The organism is Pinibacter aurantiacus (genome assembly GCF_019130065.1).
In the GTDB taxonomy this organism is placed as follows: Bacteria; Bacteroidota; Bacteroidia; order Chitinophagales; family Chitinophagaceae; genus Pinibacter; species Pinibacter aurantiacus.
This window is the reverse complement of sequence record NZ_JAHSPG010000001.1, coordinates 620,434-645,696: the sequence shown is the minus strand read 5'-3', so window position 1 is coordinate 645,696 and position 25,263 is coordinate 620,434. Positions and strand designations below refer to the sequence as shown.

The window sequence follows — 25,263 nt, the reverse complement described above, 5'->3', positions numbered from 1 at the left end:
TCTACAGATGAAAAAAATCATCGCTCTCTTTTTGTTGTTTTCAGGACTATTTGCAAACGCGCAGCAACACAATACATCCAAAGATTATGTTGTGCCATCTGACACCCTGGTGCGTGCAAAACTTTCGCATTGGCAGGATATTAAGTTTGGACTGCTTATGCATTGGGGCACTTACAGCCAATGGGGCATAGTAGAAAGCTGGAGCATATGCCCTGAAGATGAGGGCTGGTGCGAGCGTCGCGGGCCTTACTCGGCCGATTATAATACCTACAAAAAAGCATACGAAAATTTACAGACAACATTCAATCCCACACAATTCGATCCTTCCAAATGGGCAGCGGCCGCAAAAGATGCCGGCATGAAATACGTGGTGTTTACCACAAAACACCATGATGGCTTTTGCATGTTTGATACCAAAGAAACAGACTACAAGATCACTTCTCCCAAGACACCATTTTCCTCTAGCCCAAAAAGCAATGTGGCAAAAGAGGTTTTTGATGCATTCAGAAAAGATGGTTTCCTGATCGGGGCATATTTTTCAAAACCTGACTGGCACACTGAAAACTACTGGTGGTCATACTTTCCGCCGAAAAACAGGAATGTAAACTACGATCCTAAAAAATATCCGGATCATTGGAATGCCTTTAAACAATTTACCTACAACCAGATCCAGGAATTGATGACCGGATACGGTTCAATGGATATACTTTGGCTCGACGGTGGCTGGGTAAGACCTCACAAAACGATCGATCAAAACGTTGACTGGCAGAAGAGTATTCCTTTCGACCAGGACATCGACATGCCAAAAATTGCAGCAATGGCAAGGAGCCACCAGCCGGGCTTGCTCGTGGTGGATCGCACTGTTACCGGCGAATACGAAAACTATGTAACGCCCGAACAACAAGTTCCTGCAAAACCATTGGGTCATCCCTGGGAGTCTTGTATGACCATGGGCGATTCATGGAGCTATGTTCCAAACGATCATTATAAAAGCACAAAGACATTGGTGCAGCTGTTGATTAAAATCGTGTCAAGAGGCGGTAACCTTTTATTGAATATCGGACCTTCGCCCCAGGGTGATTTTGCCGACACAGCTTATCTGAGATTAAAAGAAATCGGCAACTGGATGAAGATAAACCAGGAAGGTATTTATGATACAAAGCCAATGGAACCGTACTCTTCAGGCAATATATTCTTTACGCAATCAACAAAAAAGAATGCGGTATATGCTTTCTATTTACCGGAAAACGACGATATAACACTTTCTGATAAAGTAGTTGTTGAAGGATATGCTCCCCAGAAAAAAGCAACCGTTACATTATTGGGTTACAAAGACAAACTAAGCTGGAAACAGGACGGCGATAAACTCATCATTAATGTTCCTAAAAAGCTGCAAGGCAAAACGATTGGACAGCATGCCGTTTGTTTTAGAATCAACAACTAAGCATTAGTTGAAAATTGAAAGTTGAAAGTTGAAAATTGAAAACGAGTGACGCACCGAAAGCATTTTCAATTTTCAACTTTCAATTTTCAATTATTAAAATCATTTCATGAGAACTATCTTTTTGATAATATCCACATTCGTTTTGATGCATTGTGCTGTTGCTCAAAAAAAGAAGATCGCGGTTATCGCTTACTATGCGGGCAGGCCCACCATGGTGGATAGTTTTCCCATCGAAAAGATCACGCACCTGATTTTCAGTTTTGCCCATTTGCGAAATGATTCCATGGTCATTGCCAATGCAAGGGATAGTGCAACCATTCAGAATATGGTGAAATTGAAAAGCAGGAATCCTCAATTGAAAGTCATGCTGTCGATGGGCGGCTGGGGCGGCTGCCAGTATTGTTCACCTGTTTTTGCAGACAGCATCAAAAGAAAAACATTTGCACAAACAGCGAAAGAATTAACCGATTATTTTCATACAGATGGCATTGACATAGATTGGGAATATCCCGCGGTGGTTGGCTATCCGGGCCATCAGTACATGACCGAAGACAGGGCTAATTTCACAAAACTTATGCGCGACCTGCGCAATGCGTTGGGCTCCTCTGCTGAAATCAGTTTTGCAGCAGGCGGTTTAAAACACCACATCGATTCAAGTTTTGAATGGAAACAAGTGATGAAATATGCCGACCGCGTGAACCTGATGAGTTACGACCTTGTAAGTGGATTTGATACGGTAAGCGGCCACCATACGCCGCTGTATTCAACACCTGAGCAATATTCATCCGTTGATGCTGGCGTAAAGCGCTTGCTGAAATGGGGTGTCCCTGCAAATAAAATTGCCATTGGCGCGGCATTTTACGCACGTATTTTTGCAAACACAACGAACGCCAATAACGGCTTATATCAACCGACACATTTTTTCAGAGGCGTATCCTGGAGGAAATTTGACAGTACATTTTCTGCCGTCAATGGTTATAAAAAGTATTGGGACAAAGTAGCCGAAGCTCCTTACTTGTACAACGATTCGCTGAAATATTTTGTGACTTACGATGATTCCGTTTCCATTAGTTTGAAAACGAAATATGTGATGAGGAAAAAATTAAACGGCGTCATGTTCTGGCAATTGGCAGACGACTCCTTTCAGAACGGTTTGCTGGATGTGATAGATGAAACGAGGAGGAAATAATTTGAGAATTTGAAGATTTGAAGATTTGAAAATGAGAGGAACGCAGATTGTCATGGTTTTCATGATTTATATGATTTGAAATTTGGGATTTGAAAGTATGTGGATATAAAAAAATCAGTGTAAATCAGTCTAATCAGCGTCATCCCCGTCCGAATGGCTTCAGCCGGGCGGATGCGTGCCATATTCCATAATCACCAACAAAAATGAGAAGATTTTTAACGACCCGCGCTATTTTTTGTTTGCAGTTTATTTGCTGCTTTGTTCTGTTTACCAATGGACAGGAAAAGAGTTTGTATCGAGACAACAAGGCATCCGTTGATACAAGAGTAGCAGACCTGCTGAATCGTCTTACGCTCGAAGAAAAAATTTCCTTGCTGGGCTATAACAGCAAGTCCGTTCCGCGCCTGGACATTCCCGCTTACAACTGGTGGAACGAAAGTTTACACGGAGTAGCCAGGGCAGGAAAAGCAACCGTGTTCCCCCAGGCAATAGGCATGGCGGCTACTTTCAATGATAGTTTGCTCAACGAAGTTGCCAATGCTATTTCAACAGAAGCAAGAGCAAAATATAACCTGTCAACACAACAGCAAAGGCATTTACAATACATGGGCCTGAGTTTTTGGTCGCCCAACATCAACATCTTCCGCGATCCACGATGGGGAAGAGGACAGGAGACATATGGCGAAGATCCATTTCTCACAGCCAGCATGGGAACCGCCTATATAAAGGGTTTGCAGGGAAGTGATCCCGGTCTTTTAAAAACATCGGCCACTGCAAAACACTTCGCGGTCCACAGCGGTCCCGAAGCAACACGTCACACCGCCATTGTAATCGTTGATGAGAAAGATCTTCGTGAAACGTATTTGTATGCATTTAAAAAATTGGTTGACGCAAATGTTGAGTCAGTGATGTGCGCTTACAACCGCGTAAACGACCAGCCTTGTTGCACAGGCAATGCCTTACTCAAAGATATTCTTCGCAACGAATGGAAATTTAAAGGCCATGTGGTAACTGATTGCTGGGCGCTGTCAGATGTTTATTCAATGCACAAAGCGCTTCCAAGCGCTATTGAAACAGCTGCAGCCGCCATCAAAGCGGGCGTAAACCTTGACTGCAGCAATCTTTTGCAAGACGATGTAATGAAAGCGATCAAGCAAAATCTGCTGACAGCAAAAGAGATTGACAGTGCATTGGCTCCCGTGCTTCGCACGCAAATGAAACTCGGCTTCTACAATGATCCTGCATCATCACGCTATGCTGGTTTTGGAGAAGATAGTGTAGCCAATGAATACCACAAAATGCTCGCGAGAAAAGCAGCGCAGCAAAGCATGGTATTGTTGAAAAATGATAAAAACATTCTTCCTCTTGATAAAAGTAAATATGGCGCAATAGCCGTTGTGGGGCCCAATGCGGCTTCATTGGATGCGTTGGTTGCCAACTATCACGGCGTGAGCGACAAAGCAGTGAATTTTGTAGAAGGCATTACAGCAGCTGTTGGCGCAGGCACAAGAGTGGAATACGACCTGGGTTGTGATTTTTCAGACACCGCACATTTTGGTGGTGTATGGATGGCAGGCAATGCGGATGTTACCATCGCTGTTGTCGGTTTATCACCTGTGTACGAAGGAGAAGAAGGCGATGCTTTCCTTTCACAATCCGGCGGCGACAGAAATTCATTGAATCTGCCGGCTTCGCAAATTGCCTACATCAAAGCATTACGTAAAGCAAACAAGCAACCTCTCATTGCAGTGGTTTGCGCAGGAAGCGATGTTGATATTTCTTCAATCGAGCCTTATGTAGATGCGATCGTGTACGCATGGTATCCCGGAGAGCAGGGTGGCAATGCATTCGCGGATATTCTTTTTGGAAAGGTTTCTCCTTCAGGCAGATTGCCTTTGACGTTCTATCAGTCCCTGAATGATCTGCCGCAATACAGCGACTACAACATGAAAGGAAGAACCTATAGATATTTCGATGGACAAATTCAGTACGCATTTGGCTTTGGATTGTCCTACACATCATTTGCCTATACATGGGATCGCAGACCTGCAACAGTAACTTCGTTAAAAGATAGTATCACATTTTCTGTAGTGGTGAAAAATGAAGGTAAGATGGATGGAGACGAAGTAGTGCAGGCATACATCAAATACCCAAATATGGAACGCATGCCTTTAAAAGAACTGAAAGGTTTTAAAAGAGTATTTGTTACAAGTGGCGGTCAGAAAACTGTTGAGTTCAAAATTCCTGCGAGTGAATTACAGAAATGGGATTTGAAAGAACATCGCTGGAAATTGTATGCCGGGCAATATACAATAATAGTGGGCGGTAGTTCGACAGATGTGAAATTGAAATCGCAGGTAGAAGTAAAAAGTAAAAAGTAAAAAAATGGCATTCAGTAGAGACAAGGCATTGCCTTGTCTGTACAGGGTCGCAAATCAATAGCAAGCATTCAAAAATACCAAGGTCGATGAGTACGAAATATTTTTCATTGTTCAAATTCACGATACTACTGTTTCTCACAGGAAGCGCCATTCCTTCCCGCGCACAAAGCATCACAATGTCGCTTAATTCGAATTGGCAATTCCATGAAAAAGACGAAGCCGGCTGGCACCCGGCAAAAGTTCCGGGCGAGGTGCATACCGATCTTCTTGCCAATAAAATAATACCCGATCCATTTTACCGAAACAATGAAAAGAAAGTGCAGTGGATCGAAAAAGTGGATTGGGAATACAAGACGAGTTTTAAACCCTCATCATTGCTGTTGAACCAGAAGAAAATTGACCTGGTATTTGATGGACTTGACACTTATGCAGATGTGTACCTCAATGGAAAACTAGTGCTGCAGGCAAACAACATGTTTCGCCAGTGGCAGGTAGATGTAAAAAATAAATTGATCAATGGCGAGAATTCGCTTCGAATATATTTTCATTCTGCACAAAACAAAGTGGATTCAATAGCGAAAGCTGATCTGCCATACGTTATCCCCGATAATCCGAGGGCCTATGTAAGAAAGGCCCAGTTTCATTTTGGTTGGGATTGGGGTCCGAAGCTTACCGGTTGCGGCATATGGAAGCAGGTGAGACTGGTAGGCTATAATGCTGCTCCCGAAGAAAAAAAATACGTTCCTCCCGTTAATGTACAGCTGGTGCAAAAGCCCGACGAAAAAGGCACTTCATTCTATTTCACCATAGATGGAAAACCTGTGTACATGAAAGGCGCCAACTATATTCCATCCGATGCATTTGTGACAAGAATGACAAAAGAGGAATACAGGAAAGTGTTGACGATGGCCAAAGATGCGAACATGAATATGCTTCGTGTGTGGGGTGGCGGCATTTATGAAGATGATGCTTTCTACGATCTCTGCGATGAGTTAGGCATTTACATCTGGCAGGATTTTATGTTTGCCGGCACCATGGTGCCCGGGGATGATGATTTTTTTGCCAACGTAAAAGAAGAAATACAATACCAGGTGAAGCGCCTGAGACATCATAAATGCATTGTGCTTTGGTGCGGAAACAACGAGGATGATGAAGCATGGCACAGATGGGGATGGCAGACTCAATTCAGGCTCTCCGGAAAAGATTCTGTGAAACTGTGGAATGATTACGTAAGGCTCTTTCATGACAGTATTCCGACCTGGTTGAAAGAAGTGGATGATAGCAGACCATACATCACTACTTCGCCAAAGTATGGCTGGGGCGATAAGAGGAGTTTCACTGAAGGCGACAGTCACTACTGGGGAACATGGTGGGGCGGCGACGATTTCGAAGCGTTTGAAAACAAAACGGGCCGCTTTATCAGTGAATACGGAATGGAAGCAATGCCTGGCTACGCAAGCGTTTTAAGATTCACACAACCACAGGACCGTTATCTGTTTTCCGATGTGCTCCAGGATCATCAAAAAGCAGGCAACGGATATAAAAAGCTTGAAGGTTATTTGAAAAAATACATGATCGATTCGGCAAAGATCAACAAACTTTCCGTTGAAGATTATGTGTACGTCACACAGTGCGTGCAGTACTACGGTTTTAAAAACATGATCCTGATACAAAGAAGCCATGAACCTTACAACATGGGAACGCTTCTATGGCAATTGAATGATTGCTGGCCGGTGGCAAGCTGGAGCATTACTGACTATTACAATCGTGCGCCCAAAGCCGCATGGTACGCCGTGAAAGAGGCCTATCGCGATGATGTAAGACCAGCAAGAGACAGCATAAGACCAATCAATCTGAAATTGTCAGGCCCGCATATCAAATGGAGAATAGAAGGTGATAATATTATTCTTTCAGCCGACGCGTTTGCGAAGTATGTGTTTGTTGACATCGAGGGATACACAGGCAAGCTCAGCGATAATTATTTCGATCTTGCGCCAGGTGCGGAGAAAAAAATAAAATTTGAAAAATCAAAGATTACGGGTAGTGTGAAAATTAAAGTGAAATCATACTACGATATAAAGAAAATTTGAAAATGCATGTACAGACAAGGCAATGCCTTGTCTTGTCTGTACAGCGTAGTGATTGAGCAAGAGAGACAAGGCAATGCCTTGTCTGTACCGAGTGCGCGAATGCCAGCTATTAATTATTAATTTTTTCCCAAATAATGATCAATAAATTTTCATCCACTATTGTATTTGCGTTGGCTGCAACAGTAGCAGTTGCACAAAGCCAAAACATTCCTCTTGCAAACACTATCCGCGTGGACAGCAACGATAGCAAAGAACTTATAATAGAAAAGGCAACGCATGTAGTGCCAACAAATAATCAGCTAAGCGCATTGAAGAATGAGTTTATTGCCTTCGTTCACTTCGGCCCCAATTCATTTACACGAAGAGAATGGGGTACTGGCCAGGAAGATCCAAAAGTTTTTGACCTTAAAGAATTACATACCGACCAGTGGTGCGAGACCATGAAGGCCGCGGGTATGAAGATGGTAATTTTTACTGCCAAGCACCATGATGGTTTTGTGTTATGGCAAAGCCGCTACACAACGCATGGCATCATGTCCTCCAATTTTGAAAGTGGAAAAGGAGACGTACTGAAAGCCCTTGCTGCTTCCTGCAAAAAATATGGATTGAAACTGGGTATTTATCTTTCTCCCGCAGATCTGTTCCAGATTGAAAGTCCTGATGGCTTGTATGGCAACCTCAGCAAATACACTACACGGACCATACCAAGAGAAGTGGCTGGCAGACCGTTTCAAAACAAAACAAAATTTCAGTTCGCAGTTGATGACTACAATGAGTATTTCCTGAATCAGCTGTTTGAATTGCTTACTGAATATGGCCCTATAAGTGAAGTGTGGTTTGACGGAGCCACCCCAAAAACAAAAGGCGGCCAGCAATACAATTACATCGCGTGGAAAAAACTCATTCATACACTGGCACCCCAGGCAGTAATATTCGGCAAAGAAGATGTACGCTGGTGCGGCAACGAAGCAGGAGGAACACGTGATACGGAATGGAACGTAGTCGCTTATTCCCAGAATCCTGATACTGCCAATTACTTTCATGATATGACTGACGTGGACCTTGGCAGTCGGGAAAAATTATACGGTGCAAAGTATTTGCATTATGAACAAGCCGAAACAAACACCTCTATCCGCGAAGGATGGTTTTACCGTGATGACACTTCACAGAAAGTGCGCAGCGCCGATGATGTGTTTGATATGTATGAACGCTCAGTTGGCGGCAATTCAACATTTCTGTTAAACATCCCGCCGAATCGTGACGGTAAATTTTCTGCAGAGGATGTAGGCGTATTGAAGGAAACGGGCAAACGCATAAGTGAGACTTACGGAAATAATTTGTTTGCGGGCGCGTCCGGGCCAAGGGCCGTGTTAGACAAAGATCTGAGCACTTATATGATATTGGATCATCCGGCAAAAGAAGTAGTAATCACCACCGCTTCGCCCATTACCATTAACAGGTTTCTGATACAGGAAGCAATCGACACACATAGCGAACGTGTAGAGAAACATGCAGTTGATGCGTGGATAAACGGCCAATGGCAGGAAATTGTTTCCGCTACCAATATTGGTTATCAACGCATTCTGCGTTTTCCTGAAGTAACTTCATCCAAATTCAGATTGCGCATTCTAGAAAGCAGGTTTGATCCGGCAATAGCAACCATTGCTGCTTACAAATACAAAACGCGACCGCCACAGTTGCAGATAAGCCGTGATGCAAAAGGTATAGTAACAATCGCGCCGGCAAAGGATAATTTTGGTTGGAAACCTCATCGTGAAAACGCAATGAAAAACCTGAATGGCGACATCAAAATTTATTATACACTCGACGGTTCAGAACCATCAACGTCTTCCAAATTGTATACACAGCCGTTCAAGGTTGAAAGAGGAGAAGTGAAGGCTGTTGTGATTGGGGCACAAGAGCGTGGGGCCATTGCCAGCCATAAGTTTGGCATCAGTAAAGAGTCGTGGATCATGTTGAATGTAAGCAGCGAAGACGCGAAGCATCAGGCTGTGAACGCATTTGATGCAGACAATAACACCTGGTGGCAGTCAAATGAAAATGGATTGCCGCAGTTCATAGCTATCGATCTTGGCAAGAGCTATACATTGAAAAGTTTTGCCTACACGCCTCAAAGTAAAATACGCGGTGGCATGATGGCAAAGGGAATTATTAAAGTAAGTGACGATGGTAAGTCATGGAAAGAAGCAGGCAGTTTTGCATTCGGCAACCTGGTGAACGACCCGTCTGCGAGAACCTTCAATCTTCCCAAAGCTGTAACGGCGCGGTATGTGCAAGTAGAAGCAACTGCGTTGGAAGGAGATGGAAAGTTTTTAACGATTGCAGAATTGGATTTTTTTAACTAAAAATTGTGCACCCCGTACAGACAAGGCACTGCCTTGTCTCTACACCACCCCGGAAAAATAAAAATATCAATTAATGAATCGCGTCATTACCAAAGGTTTCAAATCATTATTGTTTATACTGGTGCTTACAGTACCATACAGCATTATACACGCACAGACAAAGCAAACACCGTACGCCATCATTCCTCAGCCTGCGCAACTTAAAGCACAGCCGGGAAATTTTCTGATCAGCAATAAAACAGTTTTGGTAGTTCCTACGACTACTAATACATTCTATAACGAAACAGGATTTTTAAGGAATCTTATTCAAAATTACATAGGAGCAAATGCGCTGAAATTCCAACAAAGCGCTTCAGCCAATGCAATTGTTTTAAAATACGATGAGACTTTAAAAGAGGCAGAAGCCTACACGCTAAACATCACGCCGAAAACGATTACACTTGCTGCGAAAGACGGCGCCGGAATGTTTTATGCAATGGAAACTTTGCGCCAGTTGCTGCCTGCAGGCGTTGAAAGCGGAAAAGGAAATACATTGACAGTGCCTTGCGTGCAAATAGCCGACCAGCCTGCATTTGGCTGGAGAGGCATGATGCTCGATGTGTCCCGCCATTTTTTTTCAATACAATACCTGAAAAAGTATGCAGACATGATGGCGTTGTACAAGTTAAACAAACTGCACCTGCATTTAACGGACGACCAGGGTTGGCGAATTGAGATAAAAAAATATCCGCGATTGACTAGTGAAGGAGCGTGGCGAACATTTGACAACCATGATTCAGCATGCATTGCAAAGGCAGATGCCACAGGTAATGATGACCTAAGGCCCGAAGCAAAACATACAGTTAAAAAAAACGGACAGACTTTATACGGTGGTTTTTACACACAGGATGAAATGCGTGAGTTCATACGTTATGCTGCCAGCCGCCACATCGAAGTGATCCCAGAAATAGACATGCCCGGCCACATGATGGCCGCTGCAAGAATTTATCCTGAACTAACGTGCGACACACTGATAGTGAACAATACATATGACTTCTCCAATCCCATATGTCCATGTAACCCGCATGTGCTGGAATTCGCAAAAGATATTTTCGCTGAAATAGCTGATCTCTTTCCGTCAAAGTACATTCATATAGGAGGCGATGAAGTGAACAAAAAATATTGGGAAAGATCATCAGTTGTAAAAGCATTCATGAAGGAAAAGGGCTTTACAGATATAAACCAGGTCCAAAGCTATTTCAATGACTATATGCTGGCTTTCTTCAAATCAAAAGGTAAAACGCTGATTGGCTGGGATGAGGTGATAGAAGGAAAAATTGACTCTTCTGCCGTGGTGATGTTCTGGCGCACATGGGTGCCCAAAGCGCCTGCAAATGCTGTAAAGAATGGGAATAAGTTAGTGATGACACCAGACGGGCCATATTATTTCGATGCCATTGAAGATGCCCAAACATTATCGGCAGTCTATAACTATGATCCATTTGAGGCAGGAAGATACCACATGAGCGATGATGCGAAAAAAAGCATTCTGGGTGTGCAGGCTAATTTATGGACGGAAAACATAGCTTCGGAAAAAAGAGCTGATTATATGATCATGCCGCGATTGACCGCACTTTCTGAAGTCGGATGGACACATCGTTACAACTACAAGGAATATTTGCAAAGACTAAATGTACAATATCAAAGGCTGGATCAATTGAACGTTAATTACCGTTTACCCGACATAAGTAACCTCGTAGATAATTACGCAGTCATGGGTAAAACGCCTTTCTTTGCCGCGTCTCCGGTGCCACGATTCAAAGTGCATTATACATTGGATGGCTCGACGCCGGTGGCTACGTCTCCGGTAATGGAAAAGCCTGTAACCCTCGAACATTCAGCCGTTATGAAAATGGCTCTCTTTACACCTACGGGACGAAGGGGCGATGTGTATACTCTTAACTTCAATGAACAACAGTTGTTGCCGGCCAAAAGTATTGCGAATCTTAAAAGCGGTCTTACTGCCGGATTTTACAAAGGGGCATTTAAGCTTACCAGTGCGATTAAAGGAGCTCCGGATAGTGTGTATGTTGTGGATGGCATCAAAGTTCCTCCATCAATCAAGGCACCTACCTTTGGTTTGAAGTTCAAGGGATACATTGAAGTGCCGGAAACAGGTATCTACACTTTTTATCTCATGTGCAATGATGGTGGCGTATTGATTATCGATGATAAAAAAATAGTAGACAACGATGGTTTGCATCCTGACAAAACAGTAGGAGGGCAGGCGGCTCTGCAAAAAGGATTACATTCGCTTGCCGTTGATTTTTCAGAGTATGGCGGTGGCTATTCCCTGGAACTCAAGTATAGTTATAAAGGTAGCGAGCCGAAAGTGGTTCCGGCAGCGTGGCTAAAACGAATTAATAATTAATAATTAAGAATTAATAGGACAGGACAAAAAATCTTGACCAATCATGAGAATCATGAAAATCAGCGTTCCTATTTTGATGCTAATAAAAAATAACGATCAATGAAATGTAGAATGACGTTTACCCGCGTGTTTTTTGCGGGTGTTCTTGCAGGTAGCGCGATCGCTTCCGCACATGCACAACTTAAAAGTCCTGTGAAAGAGGCTGTGCCGTTGACTTTTGTTGATCCATATATTGGTTCCGGTGGTCATGGTCACGTGTTTGTTGGCGCGAGCGTGCCTTACGGAGCGGTGCAGGTGGGCCCAACCAACATTGTGAAAGGATGGGACTGGTGTTCAGGATATCATTATTCAGACAGTGTGCTGATCGGTTTTCCGCAAACCCATTTGAGCGGTACAGGCATTGGAGATTTAGGAGATGTAATGATCATGCCTTATACGGATCAACCGAACATTTACAAAGCACCGGACGAAACATCTAATGGAAAAAAAATTATAGGCCGCTCACATCCCGGTTCTAAATACACGCACGAGGAAGAAGTAGCAAGGCCGGGTTATTACAGTGTGCAGCTGCTGGACTATGGTATCAAAGCAGAACTTACGGCAACAGAACGCGTTGCAATGCATCGCTATACTTTTCCAAAAGACAAGGCCGGTAAAGTGTTGATCGATCTGCAGCAGGGCATTGGCTGGGATAGTCCTACAGACACATACCTTGAACAAAAGGATGACTATACACTGGTTGGTTATCGTTTCTCAAAAGGCTGGGCAAATGATCAACGTTTGTGGTTTGTCATAAAAAGCAATGTGCCGGTAAAACAATTGGAATTACTAAAAAATAATGAACCGGTTGCGGGAAAATCGCTCAAAGCGGTTAATACAAAAGGAGTGATCACATTTGCAAACGCAGGCACGGTGCAATTGAAAATAGGTATTTCTCCGGTGAGCAGTGAGAATGCCCTGGGCAATATACAAGCAGAATTGCCGGGTTGGGATTTCACCAAAACGGTAGAAGCCGCGAATGCAAAATGGAATGCGGCGTTGTCGCGCATTCAACTCAGCACTGATAACAGTGACCAGAGAGCAGTTTTCTATACGGCCTTATATCACACTATGGTTGCACCTGCGCTTTTCAACGACCATAATGGTGACTATCGCGGTACTGATAAAAAAGTATATCACAATCCGGGTTTTAATAATTATTCAGTGTTTTCGTTGTGGGATATTTATCGTTCCTGTGCGCTGCTTGCAACACTCATTCAGCCGGAAAAGATCAACGATTTTTGTAACAGCATGTTGGCCATTCACGCACAACAGGGCAAGCTACCTGTGTGGCCTCTGATGGGCAGCGAAACAAATTGCATGGTAGGCTATCACGCAGTTCCATTGCTCGCAGATGCCTACAAAAAAGGCTTTCGTGGCTTTAGCGGAGAGAAGGCATTGGAAGCAATGAAATCAACAGCAAACAATGGCGAGTTTGGTTTGAACTATGTTGCATCCAAAGGTTATATTCCAGCAGAGAAAGAACATGAATCTGTTTCCAAAGGAATGGAGTACGCCATTGATGATTGGTGCATTGCGCAACTGGCAAGGCAATTGGGCAAAAAAGATGATGCAGCCCTGTATGCAAAACGTGCCAAATATTATCAAAATTATTTTGACTCGTCCATTCATTTCGTAAGGCCGAAATTGGAGAATGGCTCATTTAAAATACCATACGATCCATTTAACTCTATTCATGAAAATGGTGACTTTACAGAAGGCAACGGATGGCAATACACATGGCTCGTGCCGCAGGATCCGCAGGGACTTATTAAACTGATGGGTGGCGACGAACCTTTCACCACCAAGCTCGATAGTTTATTTAATGTAAAAGGAGATATGGGTGCACAGGCATCAAACGATATCTCTGGTCTTATCGGCATGTATGCGCATGGCAACGAACCGAGCCACCACGTTACTTACCTGTATTCCTTTGCTGGCAAGCCGTGGAAGACAGCAGAGAAAGTGCGCCAGGTGAATAATGAGTTTTATACAACCAGACCAGATGGCCTTGCGGGCAACGAAGATTGCGGAGCGATGAGTAGCTGGTTCGTATGGTCCGCACTGGGCATGTACCCTGTGAATCCTGCAAACGGTGTGTATGTTTTTGGTAGTCCATTGTTTAACAGGGCGACGATCAATGTGGGTAAAGGAAAAACTTTTACCGTACAAACGACAAACAACAGCAAGGACAATATCTACATTCAAAGCGCTACTTTAAATGGCAAGCCTTACGCGAAAAGCTACATTCGCCATGAGGATATCCTGAAAGGTGGTACACTAATATTTGTTATGGGCAACAAGCCGAATAATGCTTTTGGAAAGGCAATTGGCAACAGACCTCCAGCTGAATAGAATTGTTGTAAGAAAATAAAAAAGGACAAACCGAAAGTAATTTCAGTTTGTCCTTTTTGTTTTCAACTTATGCCACTTCTCTATTGCTTGTTTTTTGTTGGTTGATTTACTTTTAGTTGAACTATTTGGAAAAGCAGAAGCAAATTTAAAAGCCAAAATGTTGCCACAGATTTTGCTGAATACTGCTTCTGTATTTTTCGAACCGCATCGACGTATTCTTTTGCTTTGTATCTAACCGTGTCGATGCTTTGTATAGAATCGATCTCCGCTTTCTTCATTGACGTCAAAGCGTTGTTCTTCGACGTTGCGAAATCAAAGTGTGAGAAATTGTCAGCAAGCAAATAAAAGATTAACCCGAATGAAAGTAGTTGCAAAATTTTTCTAAGAATCATGGTGATCAAACATAATATTATTTGTACAAAGGGTTGAAAGTTTGTGTTCTCATTTGTTCTTGCATCGCGAGTCAAAAAAGTACTTACCTAATCACAAAGGATAAGCCGTATCACTTTTTGTTTCCGACAGTACAAAGAAACTCTGCACTGTTGCGATGTTTGGAAGCTTGGCGAGTTTGTGGCGATAGAACTCGTGATAGCTGTCCATGTCGCTCGTGGCTATCCTAAGAATGAAATCAAAGGTTCCCGTCATTTGAAAACATTCCATTACCTCCGGAAACTTTGACACCTCTGTTTCAAAAGTATTCAGCGTTTCAAATGCGTGGTCACTCAGCAGCACATGACTGAAGGCAATCAGGTTTTTGTTGATCTTCTTGCGGTCGAGGATGGCGACCGTCCTTTTAATGTATTTTTCCTCCTTTAGCCTTTTCACACGTTCGTGAATGGTTGCGATCGACTTGCCGATAGTAAAAGCAATTTCCTTATTTGTCAGCTCTCCGTTTCGTTGTAGCAGCCGGAGTATTTCGTAGTCGGTATCGTCGGGTTGGTACATGGTAAATAATATTTGGTAAATGACTAAATAATCATGTTATTCTGAAAATAGTTCTAATGGATCGGTGAATTTCCATAAAATTTTCGGAAAAATGAGAAATCGTTGTATATATATCCGGAATTGTTGAAGTTTGTTAAGCATTTACGACAAAGTATTTCCTCAACCAACAAATTTTTTAAAAATGGCATCAAACGATTTTTTCTTCGTAAGAAGTGGTGGAACGGCTCAAAAAATTATGGTTGATTCCATCGTCTATATCGAAAGCCTTCGCAACTACAGTAAAATATATTCTTCAAATGCAGAGGTCATGACGCTGACGTCCATGCGCGATCTTGAAGGCTTTTTACCGAAGGATAAATTTATGCGTATTCACAAATCCTATATCGTGTCGCTCGATAGAATTCAAAAAATGGGTGGTCACATGGTCTATTTGGACAAGGACCTTTTCTTTCCCATCGGAGAGACTTTCAGAAAAGACGTGAATTCATTTATTTCCAAATATTCAATTGGCAATTAACGGCCATTCTGTTTAATATTTTTTGATCGTTTGTTTTTTCTCATGGTGTACGGGACTGTTATTTTTATAACGAGTCCCTTTTTTGTGTCCGGCGGTAGGCAGGCCTGCCTACTTGTTTATCACTTCGATTGCTTTATCCAACACTTCATCTTTGCCTTTTTTAATTCCTTCAATAGTTGGCTTTACGGTTATGTCAGGAACAATGCCGATGCGTTGGGTTTCTTTGCCATTTGGATAATATACTCCGATTCCCGAAATGATGGTGCTTAAACCGCCAGGTAAAACTATTGATGAAACATTTCCATCAGCGCCTGCGGTCGTACTTCCGATGATGGTGGAATTTTTACCTGCACGAAATGCCATTGCTGTATATTCTGCCTGGCTTTGTGAGATTTCATTTACCAAAACAACCAACTTGCCTTTGTAAGGATTTTTATTGCCCGGAATTTCCAGTGGTTTTGTAAAAGTGAATTCTTCGGGATTATTTATGTTGCCATTTGTGAATTTAACAAATGAGGTAGATCTGGAAACAAACCAGGAACCCAATGCAAATGGTACAAATGTTGACGGATAATTGCGGATATCGATGATGATTCCTTTTGTATCTCTTAATCTTTCTTTTATGTCTGGAATGTCCTCTTGTTTGATATTTGCCAATGTTACGTAACCGATATTGCCATCTAATAATTTGAAACATCTTTCATTCGCATTTACCTTGTACAAGCGATACATGTTTAGTTTTCCCTTTTCATACAAAGAGAGTTCTGTTTCTTTTCTTTGATTACCCGAAATGTATGATAGGCTGATTGTTTTTTGCGAAGAACGCAATAGATCCACTGACATATCTCTTAACATGGCGGCGTCATTAGATGCAGGATAATATGGTCGTAGGCTGTCAACGATCGATCTTATTGGCTTTCCGTTGATGTGAGTGATTACATCGCCAATCTTTAACCTAGCGACCTCCGAAAATTCAGGATTGTAATAATCTGTAACCACGAATTTATTTTCGACAAAGTCTCCTTTGAAAGGTGCAAAATTATTTCCTCTTAGCGCTGATATTTGATCACCGCCTCCCCATAAGTTCGCGTGCGTGTCATTTAATTCACCAATCAGTTGCAACGCTGCCAGCTCATATGCCAGTTCATCTTTTGAGTTGATAAATGTAGGAATGTATTCTTTCAAGACAGTATCCCATTTCTTGTTGGTCAGATGTTTGTTTGGATAAAAATATTCAACCATGCTCCAATACTTATACAAGCACAAAAGTCTGAAACCATCGTCAGGGTAACTCATCTTGTTGTACCTGTTCTCATGTTCAAAAGTAGGATTGCCAACATCGGGTGTAAGTGCTATATAGTAGTTGTTTCCCTGGTGCCTGTTGGCATAAATCTCTTTGAGTTTAGATTTTAAATCATTTGATAAATTTGAATTGTCGATCCATGAAAGGTCGGGTTTCAATACAGCATCCTTTGATGCCGGATCACATTTTTTGCAGGCAGGTACACTTCCATATTTGTCAATCCACGTGGTCAATATATTATCTCTTTCCTGGTTGTTCTTTACATTCAGATAGTCGGGTAAAACTCTGAACAACTCATAATCCCAGTTGTAGTTTCCCGCTGCGATCGCAGGATGATGATACTTAAGGAAGCCCCATACATTTCCTAATAATTCCAGGTTGTTTACCAACGCATCCGATAAAGCTGGAAAGACAATTTTTGAACCATTGTCAAACGCGGTGTCTTTGTCTGCAGGAAAAGTAGGTTTTTCTAAGACTGCAATTTTTTGAGAGTTAAGGTCCTTTCCGTCGACGATAACTTTAAAATCATCCAGCCACATTTTACCTTTTCCAACCAATAATCCACCAATCACGATTTTGTCAGTTTTATATGGATTAAGTGGTAAAGTAATATCATATTCTTTCCAGTCAGTTGTGCCGGTGATGCCCCTTTTATTCATATTGTCAAAGCCAACCTGCGGGTCAATCCTCATCCATAACCCGGCGTAGCCACCAGTAACATTTTCAGTTTTGATAAAGCCCTTTAAATGGATTGTTTTTCCATCATAATTGTCTGGCAGGTTAAATGCCAGCGCTGCGAAGTCTGATGCATCTCCATTGTTTTCTATAACGGCGGAAAATTTTCCACTCTTCACATGATCTGAGTCTGAGTATATTTTATAGCTTTTGTTGCCGAAAGTCTCCCATGTTGAAGGGAAGTTTTGAATAGTTTGTTCAAAATCAAGATTTAGATTTTGCTTCGATTGTGTAAGTCCGCATTGGAGAAAGAAAGAAGTAATGATAAGGCTTAAGGTTATTTTTTTCATATCGTACTAATGTTGCAAAGCTTCGCCATGTAACTCATAGACGAAGGTTCGTGTTGTTAAAGGGTGAACTTAGTAATTAATCAAGAAAATTAAAAACGAGCACGCCTTTGAGAATAGTTAAAATCCTTCTAAATCTTGCTACTTAAGATTTCGCTGTCTGGTTCCCGTTATAAGTAGTTGAGTAGTATATGAAAATATTCTGGCCGGCCCCGACCAAATTAACAACAGTCCTGAAGCACGCGGTCATGAACGATCACAAATGTCATCCACAATACAACCAGGATTAACAGCAGATTAATAATGGTAAATGTTGTGAGGTATTTCTTCTGGAAATTATTTGGCTTGCTAATGATTCTTTTTGAGAAAAACTTAGAAGCAATTGGAATAAGGCTCACCAACGACAATACAAATATTCCCGGATAAACACCAGTGATTGCGATTCCAACAATGCTCAGTACTGCAGCCGTAAGGGTCAATATCATAGAAACAGATGTAACAACGCTAAATGTTTTCATTTTCATTTTGAATTACTTGCAAAGTTAAAAGTATAAAAAGTGCTTTGAATTGCAAAGTATAAAATTAGAATGTGCTGACCACAGTATCGTGGAAAAGCTTATTGCCATGTCACAACAATTTCGGAACTGACTTGTTGTTTTTATATTAACCAGTTTATTTTTTGAACCTCTATAATTGTCAGTGTTTTATGAAATATCTATTACCCATACTCGTATTCCTAATGCCTTTTGTTTCAAAGGCACAGCTGAATTATAAAGTTGAGGACCGGTACCTGTACTATGGCGAGGTTGTTTCCGTTGACACTTCGTTTACCGTGGCCGACTTGTATAAGAATGCTAAATTGTTTGTGGTTAAGCTGGCTTTGCCAGATGTTAAAACGCTTACCGATGACCCGGCAGGAGGTACATTGAATGTGGCCGTAGAAGAGCCGGGAACCTATAAAACAGAAACCGGCATTGGCACCATACCAATGAAATTGAAGTACAATATTAAAATAGAAGCAAAGCAGGGCCGGTACCGTTATACGATTGACAATATAATGATCAACTATACGGACGATGGCAGGAGTGTAGATCATCCCCTGTACGATGTAGACAAAGGCAAAGGTGGCGGCATCATCGGCAATGGTGAAAGGAAGCGCATCCTGAAATCAATGGATGCATTGTTTATGCGTAAAATTGAATTGCTGAAAAACACCATGAAGGTTAGGTCAGACAGTTTTTAAAGGCAATCATTTCCATTAAAAATATCACTTACAACTTTTGGGGGCTGCAACCAGCTCTGACAGGTTTTTAAACCTGTCAGAGCTGGTTACCCACAAAGTCTGTATTGCCATCGCTAATGTGTAACCGGCACATTTGAATGCCGTTGTTCACGTTTACTTTACTTCAGCCCCAACTTCGGTTTTATCCAATTAACATATCGTGCTATCGCATCATTTGCCTCAGGCGCTCGTCCCACGGCCATTTGAAAGGTATGCTGCATGCCGGGAAAAATGTCCAGGCGAACATCAATTCCTGCTGCCTTCGCGCGCTTCGCGAGGGTGATGCTGTCATCTAAAAGAAGCTCATCACCGCCAACCTGTAGGTATACGGGCGGCAAACCTTTAAGGTCATCATAAAATGGATTTGCGTAACGGTCCTTTGGATTGCCTTCTTTACCGAGACGCATCTGTGCCATTTCAATTAGCCATTCTCTGTTCAATAAGAGATCCTCGCCTTTATTCGATTCCACGGATTCTCCGGTCACCTCCATATCAAACCATGCTGAAAAAGGCATGACCGCTGCAGGCATTGGCAGACCTTTGTCGCGAATGAGCAACGTGCTTGTTACGGCGAGCCCGCCGCCTGCAGAATCCCCGACTATAGCAATATGACCGGCTTGTATTCCCTGCCCGAGCAGCCAGCGGTAGGCTGTTACCACATCGTTGACCTGTGCCGGATGCACATGCTCAGGAGAGCGGCGATAATGGATGATCAACGCCCGGCATCCAACATCTTTGGCAAAATGACCGTACAATTTTCTGTGTGTGTACATGGATCCGCTGAAAAATCCTCCTCCATGCACGCACAAAAGAACGCGGTCCCCAAAGCATTCTTTTGGAATGGCCCACATGGCTTGCACGCCGCCCGCATCTACTTCGATGTAGTCAACGCTGCCTGGTTCTGCCGTAAGACTTTGCCAGTTTTCATTAATGTCGCGAACCTCTGCGAGGGATTGACTCTCTCTGGATGCAGCCACGCTTTTAAGCCACCATTTGCTCACTTCTTCTATTTGTTTGCTTGGTTTTACAGGTATTTCCTGCGTTGTTGTAAATGTCATAAACGGTGATTTTTTGTTTGAAAATTTCAACAAAACTATACAGCGGATCAGATGGCTAAAACTAGCATTGGTGACTTTCTGAGGGGGATAATTTGACATCAGAATGGCTTAAATTTACTGTTACTTATTCGCATAACACCATGAAGAAAATATCATTGCTGATTCATGAGGATGTATATTCATCGTCTGTTGCAGGCGTTATAGATCTGTTTGCCGGAGCCAACTGGTGCCTGCAGCTTGCTGGAAAAAGGCCGGCTTTTAAACTGGAACTGGTAAGTGAAAAAGTGAAAAACATACAACTGGATGCACCGGCCCAGTTTATATGTTTTACTACAATAGAAGAAGTGATGCAAACGGATCTGATCATTGTTCCCGGCTTTAATGGTGACAGCCAGGCTATTCTTAAAAAAAATAAAGCGGTTGTTGAATGGATCAGGGAAATGAACGGATTGGGCGCAGAAATAGCAAGTCTTTGCGTAGGCAGCTTTTTCCTCGCAGAAGCAGGATTGCTGGATGGTAAGATAGCCACTTCGCATTGGGCGGCGGCAGAAGAGATGCAATTGCGTTATCCCTTGATCAAAATGAAAGCAGATCATGTTATCACAGACCAGGGCGGAGTATATACCAGTGGCGGTGGCTTTTCTTCGATAAAGCTGGTATTGTACCTTATAGAAAAATTTTGCGGCAGGGAAACGGCGCTTTGGATCAGTAAGCGGTTTTCAATAGATATTGACCATGTGAGGCAATCGCATTTCGCCATCTTTACGGGACAACACGGGCATAGTGATGAGGTGATTTTAAAATCTCAATCCTATATCGAGCAGCATTATTCAAATGATATATCCATCGATGAAGTGTCGTCATTAAGCAACACAGGCAGGCGGAATTTTGCCCGTCGCTTCAAAGCAGCCACCAACAATACTCCCATAGAATATTTGCAACGCGTAAGAATAGAGGCTGCAAAAAAAGCCTTGGAAGACAATAACTCGCAGTTGAATGAAGTAATGGTTAATTCCGGGTATAAGGATATTAAAACGTTCAGGATGATTTTTAAAAGAATGACCGGTTTGTCACCGACTGACTATAGAAAAAAATATTCACGGGACATGAAACTGTAGAGACGCATTGAATGCGTCTCTCTTTGCACCACGGAATGTGGTTGCTAAATAATTCGTTTTCCCGCCTTTTTGTTGCATCATAGACGTGTTACAGAGACGCATTCAATGCGTCTCTACGGGCCGCCGGTTCGCGGCTATGGCCCAAATACATGCCGCCCAGTTTGATACCACCACGTTTGTTTTAAATTTGAATTTCTTAACTTTGGTCGATGGCAAAGCAAACGGAGCGTTCGGTATCAGCTTATAACAATGAGCTAAAGTTAAAAGGATTCAATGCCTTCCAGATCGGGCAGGACTGCAACACAACCCGCGTGTACAGCAGGAAAGATTTTTACAAAATTTGCCTTACTACCGGTAAAAGCCTGATTCATTACGCCGACCGTACTTTCGAAATGGACGGCACCATTCTGTTTTTCGGCAACCCGCATATTCCATATTCCTGGGAAACGATTTCAACCACTTACACTGGTTATTCTTGTCTTTTCTCAGAAGATTTTTTACAACTGGCCAACCGTTCAGAGAGTTTGCAGCAATCCCCGTTCTTTAAACTGGGTGGTACTCCCATTTTAACCATCAGCGAAGAACAGCGGGACTTTCTCAACACCATTTTCCGTAAAATGATTGAAGAGCAAAAGACTGACTACGCTTACAAAGATGAACTGATACGCAATTACATCAACCTTATTATTCATGAGGCGCTTAAGCTGCGACCCTCAGAAAATTTTGATAAACACTCCAATGCAGTTTCAAGAGTAGCGTCCGTTTTTTTTGATTTGCTGGAAAGACAATTTCCGATAGAGAACACGGACCGGCCGCTTACATTGCGATCTGCCCAGGATTATGCAAAGGCGCTTTCTCTTCATGTTAACTACCTTAACCGTGCCGTGAAAGAAGTGACTGGTAAATCCACTACTGCTCATATTTCCGAACGCATCATAACCGAGGCAAGGGCTCTTTTACAACACACAGACTGGAACGTTGCAGACATTGCCTATTCGCTTGGCTTCGAATACCCTACCTATTTCAACAATTTTTTCAAGCGCCTGACCGGTACAAATCCAAAGACCTTAAGAGAACAAGAGGTTTGAAATTCTTAATAATTGGTTTGATTGTCTTTATAATAACAATGATTTGATTTCGAACTTTGTGAACGAAAAAGATGTTCATCTGCTGCGAACATCGTTCCCCATCCAGTTAAAAATAAAGACAATAATATGAGTACTGTACAAGTAAAAGCATACGGCACAGAAGCTGCCGACGCATCATTAAATCAAATGGCGATCAGCCGCCGCAAGCCGCTGGCGCACGACGTGGAAATTGACATCATTTACTGTGGTGTTTGCCACTCCGATCTGCACACGGCAAGAAATGAATGGCACGGCACCATTTATCCTTGTGTGCCCGGCCACGAGATCGTTGGAAGAATTGTAAGTGTGGGCGATCACGTGCACAAATTCAAAGTAGGAGACACAGTGGGTGTGGGTTGTATTGTAGATTCATGCCGAGAGTGCCAGTATTGCAAAGAAGGCCTGGAGCAGTTCTGCGAACCGGGCATGACAGGCACTTATGGCTCACCTGATAAGTATATACCAAACCAGCAAACTTACGGCGGTTATTCAGAGCGCATTGTGGTAGATGAAAACTATATTTTGCGCATCCCGTCAAATCTTGATCTGGCAGCGACTGCGCCTTTGCTGTGTGCCGGCATTACGACTTATTCTCCATTAAGACACTGGAACGTAGGTCACGGTAAATCTGTGGGTATTGTAGGCATCGGCGGACTTGGTCACATGGGTATCAAAATTGCAAAAGCAATGGGTGCACACGTGGTAGCCTTTACGACATCCCAAAGCAAGTTCGATGAAGCGCAACGTCTCGGCGCAGATGAGGTGGTGCTTTCAAAAGATCCTGAACAAATGAAAAAGTACAGAGGTAAGCTCCATTTCATTTTGGACGCAGTATCTGCTGAGCACGACATCAATGCTTACATGTCCTTGCTTCGCGTAGACGGTTCTCTCGCGTTGGTAGGAGCGCCTGAACAACCATTGCCTGTAGCGGCATTCAGCGTTATCGTAGGACGTAAAAGCTTTGCTGGGTCTATGATCGGTGGCATTGCTGAAACACAGGAAATGCTGGATTTTTGCGGTGAGCACAATATCGTTTCAGACATTGAAATGATCAACATTGATAACATTAACGAAGCTTACGAACGCTTGCTCAAGGGAGATGTAAAATATCGTTTTGTGATTGACATGGCTTCGCTAAAAAATAAGCAGTAAACAACCTGCAAAAAATAAACGAAATGGACATAACAAGAATTGGCACAAAGCCATCCGTGAAGGGTCCTGCAGATTGGTTCACAGGTTCAGTAAGGATCGATTCATTGTTTGATCCCAACGATGCACGTCGCGCAGCTGCTGCCAGCGTTACATTTGAGCCCGGTGCAAGAACAGCGTGGCACACGCATCCGCTGGGTCAAACGTTGATCATTACTGCCGGTTGTGGTTGGGTGCAAAAGGAGGGAGGTCCTGTTGAAAATGTATTTCCCGGTGATATTGTTTGGTTTGAGCCAAACGAAAAACATTGGCATGGAGCAACATCAACAAATGGAATGACACATATTGCCATCCAGGAAAGTTTAAACGGAAAAGTAGTAGAGTGGATGGAGCATGTTACAGATTCGCAGTACCAGGCAAATGATTAATGCCTAACGCTAAACGCTGGGACACTGCGTTAGGCGTTAGGCGTTTAGCGTTCAATAGCTTTTTATCGTTTCACCGATGTATTTCATCGCCTTGTCATAGGTTTCTATGCCATGTCCAACGTTGTCAAAAACCTTTACGTCCTTTAAGTTTTTGAGGTGTTTTTTTGCATTCTCAATTGACCTTTGATAGGGAAACAACAGATCGTTATTGCCTTCAAGAAGATAGGTGTCAACTTTAGCCTCCGCCAACTGCTTATCCATGTAGTAAGGCTTTTGTGTATTGTCTTTGTAACGTGTGAGGGCAAAGATTTCATAATCTATAATCAGCTGCTCTGCTTCCGGCGACAATTGATGGTTGGGTTTTGAAAAGATTGCTTTATCTAAAAATAACAGAACATTTTTGGGAGTTGGTTTTATGATGGGTAACAGGTTGTAATAAAGATTGTTCCATTTCATTGAAAACGGTTGTAAACATCCCGCGTTCAGAAGAAACGCCGCTTTGATTTTTTCGGGGTTTGTAATGCCTAATTTCATACAAATCAATCCGCCAAAAGATGCACCCGCCACAAAAGCGTTTTCGATTTTCAATTTATCTAACACTTCATTTGCCCAATGACCATAGTCCAGTGATTTTATATCAGGCGTGGCTCCGCTGCTGAAATTTGGAAGTCCGTTTGTTTCTACCAGGAAAATCCTCAGTTTCACATTGATGTTGTCAAGTCCTTTATCAAAATCCCAAAACAATGAAGTCGTTCTTGCACCGGGGAAGATCACGAGCGTGTCCAAATCTTCTTTAGTGTTCAAGCCCCAAACGCAGGTTTTACCCAATGCGGTATCTATTTCAAATCGCTCATATTCTCTGCCATTGGCACTTTCCAATTTCTTTACCCATTTATCAAGAAATAGAAAGTCTTGTTTTTCATCTTTAAAAAATGATTGTCGTTTTATCTGCATGTTGCTTTGCTGAATGTGTCGCAAAATTACTGTTAATGACTGATTGACCAATTAACCATTTGCTTAAGCGCACTGATTTTACCATA

The 25,263-nt window shown here is 42.6% G+C and carries 18 protein-coding genes; 13 read left to right on the top strand and 5 right to left on the bottom strand.

The features are described from left to right. The first annotated feature begins 7 nt into the window (after positions 1 to 7). From KTO63_RS02340 to KTO63_RS02310, 7 genes are all read left to right on the top strand, one after another. Positions 8 to 1,444 (top strand): alpha-L-fucosidase, encoded by a 1,437-nt coding sequence (locus tag KTO63_RS02340; RefSeq protein WP_217789514.1) that lies wholly within the window; start codon positions 8 to 10, stop codon positions 1,442 to 1,444. Between the two features lie 106 nt (positions 1,445 to 1,550). After that, a complete protein-coding gene (locus tag KTO63_RS02335; protein WP_217789513.1) occupies positions 1,551 to 2,633 on the top strand; it encodes a glycoside hydrolase family 18 protein in 1,083 nt (360 codons plus the stop codon). A 203-nt stretch (positions 2,634 to 2,836) separates the two neighbouring features. Further along, complete coding sequence (locus tag KTO63_RS02330) at positions 2,837 to 5,014, top strand: glycoside hydrolase family 3 C-terminal domain-containing protein (protein WP_217789512.1); 2,178 nt, start codon at positions 2,837 to 2,839, stop codon at positions 5,012 to 5,014. Positions 5,015 to 5,100: 86 nt separating this feature from the next. After that, positions 5,101 to 7,104: a glycoside hydrolase family 2 protein gene (locus KTO63_RS02325; RefSeq protein ID WP_217789511.1), complete on the top strand. Its 2,004-nt coding sequence runs from the start codon at positions 5,101 to 5,103 to the stop codon at positions 7,102 to 7,104. 134 nt (positions 7,105 to 7,238) lie between these two features. Further along, positions 7,239 to 9,470 carry an alpha-L-fucosidase gene (locus KTO63_RS02320; protein WP_217789510.1) on the top strand — a complete coding sequence of 744 codons (2,232 nt, stop codon included), beginning with the start codon at positions 7,239 to 7,241 and terminating at the stop codon, positions 9,468 to 9,470. A 73-nt stretch (positions 9,471 to 9,543) separates the two neighbouring features. Next, on the top strand, positions 9,544 to 11,880 hold the full coding sequence (locus KTO63_RS02315) for a family 20 glycosylhydrolase (protein ID WP_217789509.1): 2,337 nt from the start codon (positions 9,544 to 9,546) through the stop codon (positions 11,878 to 11,880). Positions 11,881 to 11,979: 99 nt separating this feature from the next. Next, entirely contained in the window at positions 11,980 to 14,274 is a 2,295-nt protein-coding gene (locus KTO63_RS02310; RefSeq protein ID WP_217789508.1) for a GH92 family glycosyl hydrolase, read from the top strand. A gap of 483 nt (positions 14,275 to 14,757) precedes the next feature. On the opposite strand, the gene KTO63_RS02305 is transcribed toward KTO63_RS02310, so the two are convergent. Then, positions 14,758 to 15,219, bottom strand: a complete 462-nt coding sequence (locus KTO63_RS02305) for an Lrp/AsnC family transcriptional regulator (RefSeq protein WP_217789507.1) — start codon at positions 15,217 to 15,219, stop codon at positions 14,758 to 14,760. A 181-nt stretch (positions 15,220 to 15,400) separates the two neighbouring features. Here KTO63_RS02305 and KTO63_RS02300 point away from each other — a divergent pair, with 181 nt between their 5' ends. Beyond that, positions 15,401 to 15,736, top strand: coding sequence for a LytR/AlgR family response regulator transcription factor (locus KTO63_RS02300; protein WP_217789506.1), 336 nt, complete (start codon positions 15,401 to 15,403; stop codon positions 15,734 to 15,736). Positions 15,737 to 15,844: 108 nt separating this feature from the next. On the opposite strand, the gene KTO63_RS02295 is transcribed toward KTO63_RS02300, so the two are convergent. Both KTO63_RS02295 and KTO63_RS02290 read right to left on the bottom strand, forming a co-directional pair. Continuing rightward, entirely contained in the window at positions 15,845 to 18,064 is a 2,220-nt protein-coding gene (locus KTO63_RS02295) for a S41 family peptidase (protein WP_217789505.1), read from the bottom strand. A gap of 218 nt (positions 18,065 to 18,282) precedes the next feature. Further along, complete coding sequence (locus tag KTO63_RS02290; RefSeq protein ID WP_232372990.1) at positions 18,283 to 18,579, bottom strand: hypothetical protein; 297 nt, start codon at positions 18,577 to 18,579, stop codon at positions 18,283 to 18,285. 188 nt (positions 18,580 to 18,767) lie between these two features. Between KTO63_RS02290 and KTO63_RS02285 the strand changes: the two genes are divergently transcribed. Beyond that, a complete protein-coding gene (locus KTO63_RS02285) occupies positions 18,768 to 19,304 on the top strand; it encodes a DUF4468 domain-containing protein (RefSeq protein ID WP_217789503.1) in 537 nt (178 codons plus the stop codon). A gap of 158 nt (positions 19,305 to 19,462) precedes the next feature. On the opposite strand, the gene KTO63_RS02280 is transcribed toward KTO63_RS02285, so the two are convergent. Further along, positions 19,463 to 20,401, bottom strand: coding sequence for an alpha/beta hydrolase (locus KTO63_RS02280; RefSeq protein WP_217789502.1), 939 nt, complete (start codon positions 20,399 to 20,401; stop codon positions 19,463 to 19,465). A gap of 140 nt (positions 20,402 to 20,541) precedes the next feature. On the opposite strand from KTO63_RS02280, the gene KTO63_RS02275 reads away from it, so the two are divergent. From KTO63_RS02275 to KTO63_RS02260, 4 genes are all read left to right on the top strand, one after another. Next, a complete protein-coding gene (locus KTO63_RS02275) occupies positions 20,542 to 21,519 on the top strand; it encodes a GlxA family transcriptional regulator (protein WP_217789501.1) in 978 nt (325 codons plus the stop codon). 209 nt (positions 21,520 to 21,728) lie between these two features. Beyond that, positions 21,729 to 22,607 (top strand): helix-turn-helix domain-containing protein, encoded by an 879-nt coding sequence (locus KTO63_RS02270; protein ID WP_217789500.1) that lies wholly within the window; start codon positions 21,729 to 21,731, stop codon positions 22,605 to 22,607. Positions 22,608 to 22,733: 126 nt separating this feature from the next. Next, positions 22,734 to 23,798: an NAD(P)-dependent alcohol dehydrogenase gene (locus KTO63_RS02265; protein WP_217789499.1), complete on the top strand. Its 1,065-nt coding sequence runs from the start codon at positions 22,734 to 22,736 to the stop codon at positions 23,796 to 23,798. Positions 23,799 to 23,821: 23 nt separating this feature from the next. Further along, a complete protein-coding gene (locus tag KTO63_RS02260; protein WP_217789498.1) occupies positions 23,822 to 24,223 on the top strand; it encodes a (R)-mandelonitrile lyase in 402 nt (133 codons plus the stop codon). A gap of 51 nt (positions 24,224 to 24,274) precedes the next feature. Here KTO63_RS02260 and KTO63_RS02255 read toward each other — a convergent pair whose 3' ends face one another. Next, on the bottom strand, positions 24,275 to 25,201 hold the full coding sequence (locus KTO63_RS02255) for an alpha/beta fold hydrolase (RefSeq protein ID WP_217789497.1): 927 nt from the start codon (positions 25,199 to 25,201) through the stop codon (positions 24,275 to 24,277). Positions 25,202 to 25,263: the final 62 nt, after the last annotated feature.